The 10,727-nt window shown below is 71.1% G+C and carries 8 protein-coding genes and 1 rRNA gene; 8 read left to right on the forward strand and 1 reads right to left on the reverse strand.

Going from position 1 to position 10,727, the window contains the following annotated elements:
• Positions 1-65: 65 nt before the first annotated feature.
• The 4 genes from argR to AB1673_01025 all read left to right on the forward strand — a co-directional run bounded on the left by argR (position 66) and on the right by AB1673_01025 (position 3,799).
• The gene (gene argR / locus AB1673_01010) at positions 66-533 is read left to right on the forward strand and encodes an arginine repressor (GenBank protein MEW6152557.1); all 468 of its coding nucleotides are present in this window, start codon (positions 66-68) and stop codon (positions 531-533) included.
• A gap of 94 nt (positions 534-627) precedes the next feature.
• Complete coding sequence (locus tag AB1673_01015; GenBank protein ID MEW6152558.1) at positions 628-1,821, forward strand: argininosuccinate synthase; 1,194 nt, start codon at positions 628-630, stop codon at positions 1,819-1,821.
• Complete coding sequence (gene argH, locus AB1673_01020; protein MEW6152559.1) at positions 1,818-3,206, forward strand: argininosuccinate lyase; 1,389 nt, start codon at positions 1,818-1,820, stop codon at positions 3,204-3,206. Before AB1673_01015 ends, argH begins: the two co-directional genes overlap by 4 nt.
• Positions 3,203-3,799, forward strand: coding sequence for a DNA-3-methyladenine glycosylase (locus tag AB1673_01025; protein MEW6152560.1), 597 nt, complete (start codon positions 3,203-3,205; stop codon positions 3,797-3,799). Before argH ends, AB1673_01025 begins: the two co-directional genes overlap by 4 nt.
• Positions 3,800-3,896: 97 nt before the next feature.
• Here the strand turns inward: AB1673_01025 and AB1673_01030 are convergent, their stop codons facing one another.
• A complete protein-coding gene (locus AB1673_01030) occupies positions 3,897-4,736 on the reverse strand; it encodes a hypothetical protein (protein ID MEW6152561.1) in 840 nt (279 codons plus the stop codon).
• A 224-nt stretch (positions 4,737-4,960) separates the two neighbouring features.
• Here AB1673_01030 and AB1673_01035 point away from each other — a divergent pair, with 224 nt between their 5' ends.
• The 4 genes from AB1673_01035 to AB1673_01050 form a co-directional block, all read left to right on the forward strand.
• On the forward strand, positions 4,961-6,757 hold the full coding sequence (locus AB1673_01035) for a S8 family serine peptidase (protein MEW6152562.1): 1,797 nt from the start codon (positions 4,961-4,963) through the stop codon (positions 6,755-6,757).
• Positions 6,758-6,835: 78 nt separating this feature from the next.
• Positions 6,836-7,699 carry a hypothetical protein gene (locus AB1673_01040; GenBank protein MEW6152563.1) on the forward strand — a complete coding sequence of 288 codons (864 nt, stop codon included), beginning with the start codon at positions 6,836-6,838 and terminating at the stop codon, positions 7,697-7,699.
• 42 nt (positions 7,700-7,741) lie between these two features.
• Positions 7,742-9,019 (forward strand): tyrosine--tRNA ligase, encoded by a 1,278-nt coding sequence (tyrS, locus tag AB1673_01045; protein ID MEW6152564.1) that lies wholly within the window; start codon positions 7,742-7,744, stop codon positions 9,017-9,019.
• 469 nt (positions 9,020-9,488) lie between these two features.
• A 16S ribosomal RNA gene (locus AB1673_01050) occupies positions 9,489-10,727 on the forward strand; the annotation flags it as partial.

A 10,727-nucleotide genomic window follows, 5' to 3' on the forward strand; every position in this document is an offset into this window, starting at 1 on the left:
GAGCCAGCCGTGAGGCTGGCACGCGCCGCCCGGGAGGCGGCGCCCTCGGACATGTGGAGCCAGCCGTGAGGCTGGCGAAACCGCAACGCCAGCACCGGGTGGCCCGCATCCTCGAACAGCACCCGGTCACCAGCCAGGGCCAGGTGGTCGAGCTACTGGCGGCCGAGGGTGTGGTGGCCACCCAGGCCACCGTGTCGCGTGACCTCGAGGAACTGGGGGCCGTGAAGGCCCGCCTGCCCGGGGGCGACCTGGTTTACGTCATCCCCGAGCAGGCCCGTGACCGTCCCGCCCCCGAAGACCATCTCAAGCGGGTGATGGGGGACTGGGTTGTCGAGGTGTCCCACTCGCTCAACCTGGTCGTCCTGCGCACACCCCCGGGGTCGGCCCACGTGGTCGGCTCGGCCCTGGACCGGGCCGGGCTCGCCGAGATCCTGGGTACGGTGGCGGGCGACGACACGGTCTTCGTGGTCGCCACCGAGAGGGCCGGCGGGGCGGCCGTGGCCCGGCGCCTCAGCACCCTGGCGGGACTGTGAACCCCGGGCGGGGTCTACTGTCACCGGCCGATGCTCCGCGCCATCGGCCGCCTCCGGTGAACGCGCGCGGTCCCATGAACGGAGTATGAGCTAAATGGTCAAGCGGGTCGTCCTGGCCTACAGCGGTGGCCTCGACACGTCCGTCGCGGTGCGATGGATGGTCGAAGAGCAGGGGGTGGAGGTCATCGCCCTGGCGGCCGACGTCGGCCAGGGGGGTGACCTCGAGACGGCCCGCCAACGCGCCCTGGCCGCGGGGGCGGTCGAGGCCATCGTGCTCGACTGCCGCCACGAGTTCGCCCGTGACTTCGTCGCCCCCGCCATCTGGGCCAACGCCCTGTACGAGGGCAAGTACCCGTTGGTCTCCTCGCTGTCGCGTCCCCTGATCGCCCGCCACCTGGTCGAAACGGCCCGGGCCCACGGCGCCCAGGCGGTGGCCCACGGCTGCACGGGCAAGGGCAACGACCAGGTTCGCTTCGAGGTGTCGGTGCGGGCCCTGGCTCCCGACCTCGACATCCTGGCGCCGGTGCGGGACTGGGGCATGACCCGAGAGGACGCCATCGACTACGCCAAGCGCTACGAGATCCCCGTCCCGGTGACCAGGGCCAACCCCTATTCGATCGACCAGAACCTGTGGGGCCGGGCCGTCGAGTGTGGCGCCCTGGAGGACCCCTGGGCCGCGCCCCCGGGCGACATCTACGAGATGACCGTCCAGACGGCGACCGAGCCCACCGAGGTCGTCATCGCCTTCGAGGAGGGGTTGCCCGTCTCCCTCGACGGGCGCGCCCTGCCCCTGGCCGACCTGGTGAACGAGATGACCGCCCTGGCCGGCAGCTACGGCTACGGACGGCTGGACATGATCGAGAACCGCCGGGTGGGCATCAAGAGCCGCGAGGTCTACGAGGCCCCGGGCGCGCTGGCCCTGATCACCGCCCACCGGGACCTCGAGGACCTGACGGTCGAGCGCGACCTGCACCATGAGAAGGCCCGGCTGGAGCCGCGGTGGGCCGAACTGGTCTACGACGGCCTGTGGTTCTCGCCCCTCAAGGAGGCCATCGACGCCTTCGTGGCGTCCAGCCAGAGGTGGGTGACCGGAGAGGTGCGCCTGCGTCTCGAGCCCGGGCGGGCCTTCACCGCCGGCCGGCGCAGCCCCGTCAGCCTCTACGACCACGACCTGGCCACTTACGACGCATCCGACAGCTTCCGCCACCAGGACGCGGCCGGCTTCGTCCGCCTGTGGGGCCTGGGCGTGGAGACGTGGGCGGCCCGCCAGGCCCGCCGGTCGCCGTGACCCTCTGGCGGGCCCGGATGGGCGGGTCGTCGGCCGACGCCCTGTGGGCCTTCACCGCCAGCCTGCACTACGACCGCCGGCTGGCGGCCGACGACATCGCCGGCTCGCGGGCCCATGTCGCCGGCCTCCACGACGCCGGCCTGCTCAGCGCCGACGAGGCCGGGATCCTGATGGCCGCCCTGGCCCAGGTCGAGGAGGAGCTCAACCAGGGGACGTTCCGCTTCCAGCCGACCGACGAAGACATCCACACCGCCGTCGAGCGGAGGGTGACCGAGATCTCGGGCGACGTCGGGCCCCGGCTGCACACCGGCCGCAGCCGCAACGACCAGGTGGCCACCGACCTGCGGCTCTACGCCAAGCGGTCGCTGGCCGAGGTGGCCACCCGGGCCTTGGCCCTGCAACACGTGCTCCTCGAACGAGCCACGGCCGCGGCCGCCGAGGAGGTGTACCTGCCCGGGTACACCCACCTGCAACGGGCCCAGCCCGTGCTGCTGGCCCACCACCTCCTGGCCCACGGGTGGGCCCTGGGCCGCGACGTCGACCGTATCCTCGGCTGCCGGCGCCGGCTCGACGTGAGCCCCCTGGGCGCAGGCGCCCTTGCGGGGTCGTCGCTCCCGCTGGACCCGGCGGCCACGGCCGAACGTCTCGGCTTCGAGTCGGCCTTCGAGAACTCCCTCGACGCCGTGTCCGACCGTGACTTCGTGGCCGAGGCCCTGTTCGACCTGGCCCTGCTGGGCGTCCACCTGTCCCGGATGGGGGAGGAGGTCGTGCTGTGGGCCACGGCCGAGTTCGGCTTCCTCCAGCTCGACGACGCCTGGGCTACGGGGAGCTCGATGCTTCCCCAGAAGAAGAACCCCGACGTGGCCGAGCTGGCCCGGGCCAAGGCGGGACGGCTCATCGGCCACGTGGCCGGCTTCCTGGCTACCCTCAAGGGCCTGCCGCTGGCCTACAACCGCGACCTCCAAGAGGACAAGGAGCCCCTGTTCGACGCCGTAACCACCGTCAACGGTGCCCTCGAGGCCATGGCCGGCCTGCTGGCCACGGCCCGCTTCGACGCCGACCGCATGGCGGCTGCAGCCGACGCGGCCGACGCCAGCGCCGTCGACCTGGTGGAGTACCTGGTGGCCGTGGGTACGCCGTTCCGTGCCGCCTACAGCCAGGTGGCCGCCCTGGTACGAGACGCCGCCCAGCGCCACGTGCCCCTGGTCGAGCTGGTCATGGCCGACCCCGCCTTGGGGCCTGAGGCTGTCGGTCTGCTCGAACCGGGTGTGTCTGTCCGCCGCCGCACGTCGCCCGGCGGGGCCGGGCCCCAGCCCGTGGCCGTGCAACTCGAGCGGTTCGCCGACCTCCTGGCCACCACCCAGGAGCGCCTCAACCGGCTGTGAGCGCGGGGCGGGCGGCACCGCTGCCCGCAGGCTTCTACCGGCGCGACGCCCTGGCCCTGGCCCCCGCCTTGCTGAACAAGGTCCTGGTCAAGGGCAATGTGAGCGGGCGCATCGTCGAAGTCGAGGCCTACGGCGGGGCCGACGACCCGGCCAGCCACGCCTTCGGGGGCCGAACGGCCCGCAACTCCACCATGTTCGGCCGGGCCGGCCTCCTCTATGTGTACTTCACCTACGGGATGCACCACTGCGCCAACGTCGTATGTGGCGACGAGGGGGAAGGAACGGCCGTGTTGCTCCGGGCCCTCACGCCGCTCGACGGGCTGGACGAGATGAGAGCCAGGCGCCTGGCCGCCCGCTCCGACCGGGAGCTGTGCGCCGGTCCCGGCCGGCTGTGCCAGGCCCTGGGGATCGACCGCCTGCTCGACGGGGCCGACCTGGTGCCCGCTTCGTCGGGGGTGGCCGTGGTCGACGACGGCACGCCGCCCCCCGCCCAGCCGGGCACGAGCGGGCGCGTCGGCATCACCGCGGCCGCCGACCGGCCCTGGCGGTTCTTCGTCCCCGGGGCCCCCGGCCTGTCCCGCCGGTCCCCGTGAACGGCGCTGTGCCTTCGCCGACCATTTCGCCGGTGGGTCACCCGCAGCCGTCCCGGCCGTCCGGGCCTGGCAACGAGGGGGTCGGCCGCCTTTGCGCTCAGCCGGGGGTGGCTGCACCGGTTGCGTCGGGGGCGGTCGACGCCACGAGGGGATGGTTGCCGAGGATGACGAGCCCGGCGCCCGTCACCGAGAGGGACATCTGGGCCGTCGAGGTCAGGCGGCGCGAGAGGCTGCCCTCACCCCCGAGGGCCGCCAGCACCTCGTCCTGGGCGTTCTCGACCCTCTGGCGCTGAGCCTCCCGTTCGGCGGGCGCCAGCTGGCCCTCGGGGGCCCAACCCACTTCCAGCGTGACGATCACCCGCTGGCGTTCGGCCCCCGTCCCGGACGAGGCGACCGTGCTCGGTGGTGACCCGGCGACCGGGGAGGACGTGGGCGTAGCCGGGGCGGTCGTGGCCGGGCCAGTCGAGGGTGCACCTGGCGACGTCGCCGGTGCGCCCGAGGACGGGGCCCCGCCCAGGGCGCCGGCGAGGGCGTCGGCGACGGGCGGCGCGGCCCCGGAGGTGGCCGCCGCGGGCCCCGCTTCGTCGGGCTCGAACCGCTCGACCAGAGGATGGCGCGAGAGGCGGAGCAGGCCCTGGTCGTCGACCGACACGACCATCTGGGCGGTCGGCGTCAGGCGACGGTCGAGCCGGCCCTGGTCGCCCAAGGCGGCCACCACCTCGTCCTGGGCGGCCTCGATGCGGGCCCGCTGTTCGGCCAGCGCGGCTGGGGCCAGGTCTGCTTCCGGTGCCCACTGGCCCGCGAGCTCGACGATCACCCGGTGGCCGAGCACGGCCGCCGAGGTCGGCGAGGGCCGCTGGGCGGCACCGCCGGTGCACGCCTGACCGGCCAGGAAGGCAAGTGCCAGGACGGCGGGTTGGAGCCGGGGGAAGCGCATAGGCAAGGCCTCCTTGGGGCCGGCCGGGCGGGGAAGACGGCGCCGGGCCGTACGACCTCCGCCCATTCTGCCGGCACAAGCCCCGGTCTACAACCCACCGCCTGGCCGGGCCGGTCACCCGGCGGCGGGTCATTGACTCCCCCGACGGGACGGGGGAGACTTTGAGCGCGGGCCCCGGGCTCGGTCGGGGCGGGTGCGCGTTCTGTCGTTCGGAGGGGGCATAGATGAAGAAGTCGTTGCGGTCCGTCCTGGTGGCGATGGCACTGCTGGCTCCCCCGGCGGTGTACACGGCGACCCCGGTGGCGTCGGCCCAGCCCGAGAAGGTCCCCGTCGAGTTGCTCCGGAAGGCTCAAGCCGAAGGAGAGGTCCGGCTGATCGCAACTCTCGACGGGCCCGCCCATGGCCCCGCAGTGGCGGGGGCCGCTGAGAGCGCCGGGGCCTCGAGGACCCGGACTTTCAAGCACCTGCCCAACGTCGCCCTCAGCGGCACGGCGGCCACCATCGAGGCGTTGGCCGCCAACCCGAACGTCCTGGCTGTCCACGAGGATGCCGTGGGCAAGCCGTCGCTCAACTCCACCCTGCCGGTCATCGGGGCCGATCTCACCCGCACCCTCGGGCTCACGGGCCAGGGGGCCACGGTGGCCATCCTCGACACCGGGATCGACGCCGCCAACGCGTTCTTCGACGACAACAACGGCGGCAACCCGGGGACGACCCGCATCGTCTCGATGGCCTGCTTCTCGACCGACGACGCCGGTAACGAGCGGGTTCCCCTGTGCCCGAACGGCACCGACACCGACCTGGCCGACGCCGAGATAGTCGGGGTGGCCAACTGCTTGAACGGCGGCGTGCAGATGTGCAACCACGGCACCCATGTCGCCGGCATCGCCGCCGGCGACGGGTTCGGCTTGGCTGGTGCCCCGACCTCGGGCGTGGCCCCTGACGCCGACATCATCGCCATCCAGGTCTTCCACCGGCGCAACGGGGCCATGGACTGCGGCGACGACCCCGCCCCGTGCCTTCGCTTCTTCAACAGCGACCTGATCGCCGGGCTCGACCACCTGATCGACCTGGTGACGAACAACCCGGGTTGGAACGTCCGGGCCGCGAACCTCAGCCTGGGCGGTGCCACCCAGTCCACGGCGTGCGACGGCAGCGCGGTGGCCCCGGCCGTCACCACCCTGGCTGGCCTGGGGGTTGCCACCGTCATCTCGGCCGGCAACGACGGGGAGCTCAACGAGGTCAGTGCCCCTGGTTGCATCTCGGCCGCGGTGACCGTCGGGGCCACGAACGACGACGACACGGTCGCTGGCTTCAGCAACCGGGGCCCGCTGCTGGACATCTTCGCCCCCGGGGTCAGCGTCCTGTCCTCGGTGGTGGGTGGCTACTCCAACTTCCAGGGCACCTCGATGGCCGCTCCTCACGTGACCGGGGCCTTCGCCGTGCTCAACCAGGCGTTCCCGGCCCGGACGACGGCCCAGTTGACGGCCGACATGATCGCCACCGGCGTGCCCATCACCTACGCCACCGACATGGTGGGTGGCACCGAGACCACACCCCGCCTCGACCTGATGGCCGCCATATTGGAGACCGACCCCGAGGCGATCTGCTCGGCCGTGCCGGCTACGCCGCCGCCCGGGGCCATCGTGGCCGTGCCCGGCGTGATCACCGTGGGTACGGCCGGCAACGACCTGATCTACGGGACCGCGGGCGACGACCGCATCTTCGGGATGGGCGGAGACGACATCATCGTCGGCCTGGGCGGCAACGACATGTTGGCCGGGGGCGACGGCGACGACATCCTGTGCGGCGGCGAGGGCAACGATCAGTTGTCGGGCGGCAACGGCAACGACATCCTGGTCGGAGGCCCGGGCAACGACGACCTCTCGGGCGGCGCCGGGGACGACCTCCTCTCGGGTGGTGAGGGCGTCGACCGCCTCGCCGGCGGGCAGGGCACCGACACGTGCGTTCCCGGCGGCCAGGTCGGGGACGCCACCGCCCAGTGCGAGGTAGTCCTGTAGCCACCTGCCCCGGCGCGGCCCGGTCGGGCGGCCCGTAGCGGCACCGGTGGGCCGAAGCGGCGCGCGACACTGCTGGCCATGAACGCCCGCCGGCGCCCATCCCCGCGGGGATCGGCCGTCCTGGCCGCCCTGGTCGCTGTCGGCCTGGCACTGACGTCGTGTACGTCGCCGCCCACCGCCCATCTCAGCGCCCCGCCGGTACAGGCCGCCCCCGAGCCGGTCGACCCGGCCGTGGAAGACCTGGTGGCCGGCGCGGGTATGACGACGGCCGCCCGGGAGGTCTTCCTCAGAGCCCGGCCCGAGATCCAGGACTCGTCCACCCTGGCGACGTCGTGTGCGCGGTCGGACGGCGCCACCGGTCCCGGCAGCACCCACACCTACGGCTGCGTGGTCCGCAACCGGGTGTTCGTCCGCGCGTTCGAGCAACCCGAGGTGCGTGACCTGGTGTACGTGGTCGCGGCCCACGAGCTGCTCCACCTGGTCTACGCCGGGCTAACGGCCGCGCAGCGGGCCCGCCTCGACGCCGACCTCCAGGTGGCCCGGGACACCATCGCCGCGCTGGAGGACCGGCTGGCGGTGTACGCCGAGACCGACGACGACAGCCTCAACGAGGTCCACTCGATCCTGGGGACCGAGTTCCCCGACCTCCCGCTGGCCCTGGAGGCCCACTACGCGGCCTACTTCGACCGCGCCGCCGTGCTGTCGGCCTTCCGGCGCACGATCGGTGACCGGGAGGACGAGCTGCGCCGCCTCGAGGCGTCGATCGCGGCCACCCGGGAACGGCTCACCGAGCTCGGTGCCCGCCTCGACCAGCTCCGGACGGGCAGCGTCGCCGCCTACAACGCGGCGGTGGCCACCTACAACGAGGTGGTGGCCGAGCACAACGGTGCGATCGAGCGCTACAACCTGCTGCTCGAGGAGTACCGGAGGCTGACGGCGTAAAGGCCCCACGACCGGCCGTGCGGGCGGGTACCGTCCGCCGGTGTGGACGTGATCGCCGACCTGCAGTGGCGGGGCCTGGTGGCCCAGATGACCGATGCCGGCCTGGGCGCCCGCCTGGCATCGGCGCCCGTCACCGTCTACCACGGTATCGACGCCACCGCCGACAGCCTGCACGTGGGCAACCTCCTGGGGGTGCTGGTGCTCCAGCGCCTCCAGCGGGCCGGCCACCGCCCCATCGTGCTCCTGGGGGGCGGCACCACGCTCATCGGCGACCCCAGCGGCAAGGAGGCCGAGCGGCCCATGCGCCCCGTCGAGGAGGTGCGGGCCAACGTGGCCGCCATCGGCCGCCAGCTGGAGCGCTTCCTCGACTTCGGGACGGGGCCCAGCGGGGCCGTCCTGGTCGACAACGCCGACTGGCTGTGCTCCGAACCGCTCACCGACTTCCTCCGCGACGTCGGCAAGCACTTCACGGTCAACGCCATGATGGCCAAGGACTCCGTACGGCGGCGCCTTGAGGACCGCGAGCAGGGCATCTCGTTCACCGAGTTCAGCTACATGCTTCTCCAGGCCTTCGACTACCTCCACCTGTACGACACGATGGGGACCCGCCTCCAGATCGGCGGCAGCGACCAGTGGGGCAACATCACCGCCGGGGTCGATCTCGTGCGCCGGGCCCGGGGCGCGTCGGTGGACGGGCTCACCTGGCCGCTCCTGACGAGGTCGGACGGGACCAAGTTCGGCAAGAGCGTCGAGGGCAACGTGTGGTTGGACGCCACCCGTACGTCCCCCTACGAGATGTTCCAGTTCTGGTTCCAGGCCGACGACGCCGACGTCGGGCGCCTCCTCAGGACGTTCACGGACCTGGGCCCGGTCGAGATCGAGACCCTGGAGGCCGAGGGGGCGGAGCGGCCCCAGGACAGGGCCCCGCAGCGGGCGTTGGCCCGCCACGTGACCGCCGCGGTCCACGGGGCGGCGGCCGCTAGCCAGGCCGAGCAGGCGGCTCAGGCCCTCTTCGGGGGCGACCTCGCGGGCCTCGACGGGCCGGCGCTGGAGGGCGTGTTCGCCGATGCCCCCTCCAGCGTGTTGCCCAGGACGGGGCTGGAGGGCGGCCTGGGCCTGGTCGAGCTGCTCGCCCAGACGGGCGTCAGCCCGTCACGATCGGCCGCCCGGCGGGAGATCGCCCAGGGGGGGATCTACCTGAACAACACGCGGGTCGAAGATCCGGACCGGGTAGTGAGGCCCGCCGATCTCCTCGCGGGCGCCTTCGTGGTGGTGCGCCGGGGCAAGCGCGCCTACCATCTGCTCCGCTTCGGGGAATGAACGCCGGCTGCGACCGGTTGTCACCGTCGAACGCACAAGTTGCCCGTTGAGAGATGGAGCGACCTGTGCTAAGGTTCAGGGGTTGCCACCTCGACACCGAGCCTCGCTCGGCGAGGGGCAGCCGGCCCGGACGGGAGATCCGCCGGGAAAGAGGAAGTGCGGGGCTCGCCCCGGCAACCCTCGACAGCAGGGCACCCCCGTCGCTGATGGCGACGTGTGCCCCGGGGCCCTCGGGCCCTGTGCAGCACAGTGATCCTTGAAAACGGAACAGAGAGCCATGCGAGGCGGCCGGTGCACACCGGCGGTCTCGACGCCAGTGCGGGCGGGCACAGCTTCGGCTGTGACCGTTCTAATTTTGCACTGAACGGACAACTAACGTTGGCTGTTCTGTGCCAGTCGGTCAAAGGGGTCAGTCTCCCTGCGACCGGCTCTCCGATCTACCGGCTGTCCGCCAGGACAGCCACAGATCTCGATGGAGAGTTTGATCCTGGCTCAGGACGAACGCTGGCGGCGTGCTTAACACATGCAAGTCGAGCGGGGCCCAGCCGGTGGCAACACCGGGGAAGGCCTAGCGGCGAACGGGTGAGTAACACGTGAGCAACCTGCCCCGAAGTTCGGGATAACACCGGGAAACCGGTGCTAATACCGGGTGTCCCCATCTGACCGCATGATCGGATGAGGAAAGGTTTACTGCTTCGGGAGGGGCTCGCGGGCTATCAGCTTGTTGGTGGGGTAACGGCCTACCAAGGCGACGACGGCTAGCTGGTCTGAGAGGACGACCAGCCACACTGGGACTGAGACACGGCCCAGACTCCTACGGGAGGCAGCAGTGGGGAATCTTGCGCAATGGGCGAAAGCCTGACGCAGCAACGCCGCGTGGGGGATGAAGGCCCTCGGGTTGTAAACCCCTTTCGACAGGAACGAAAATGACGGTACCTGGAGAAGAAGCCCCGGCCAACTACGTGCCAGCAGCCGCGGTAATACGTAGGGGGCGAGCGTTGTCCGGATTCATTGGGCGTAAAGAGCTCGTAGGCGGTTTGGCAAGTCAGGTGTGAAATCTCCGGGCTCAACTCGGAGAGGCCACCTGATACTGCTATGACTTGAGTCCGGTAGGGGACCATGGAATTCCTGGTGTAGCGGTGAAATGCGCAGATATCAGGAGGAACACCGGTGGCGAAGGCGGTGGTCTGGGCCGGCACTGACGCTGAGGAGCGAAAGCGTGGGGAGCGAACAGGATTAGATACCCTGGTAGTCCACGCCGTAAACGTTGGGCACTAGGTGTGGGGCCTTATCAACGGGTTCCGTGCCGTAGCTAACGCATTAAGTGCCCCGCCTGGGGAGTACGGCCGCAAGGCTAAAACTCAAAGGAATTGACGGGGGCCCGCACAAGCGGCGGAGCATGTTGCTTAATTCGATGCAACGCGAAGAACCTTACCTGGGTTGAACTACGCAGGAAAAGCTGCAGAGATGCAGTGTCCGCAAGGGCCTGCGATAGGTGGTGCATGGCTGTCGTCAGCTCGTGTCGTGAGATGTTGGGTTAAGTCCCGCAACGAGCGCAACCCTTGTCCCATGTTACCAGCGGGTTATGCCGGGGACTCGTGGGAGACTGCCGGGGTCAACTCGGAGGAAGGTGGGGATGACGTCAAGTCAGCATGCCCCTTATGTCCAGGGCTGCAAACATGCTACAATGGCCGGTACAAAGGGCTGC

It is taken from the genome of Actinomycetota bacterium (assembly GCA_040754375.1).
GTDB lineage: Bacteria > Actinomycetota > Acidimicrobiia > Acidimicrobiales > AC-14 > JBFMCT01.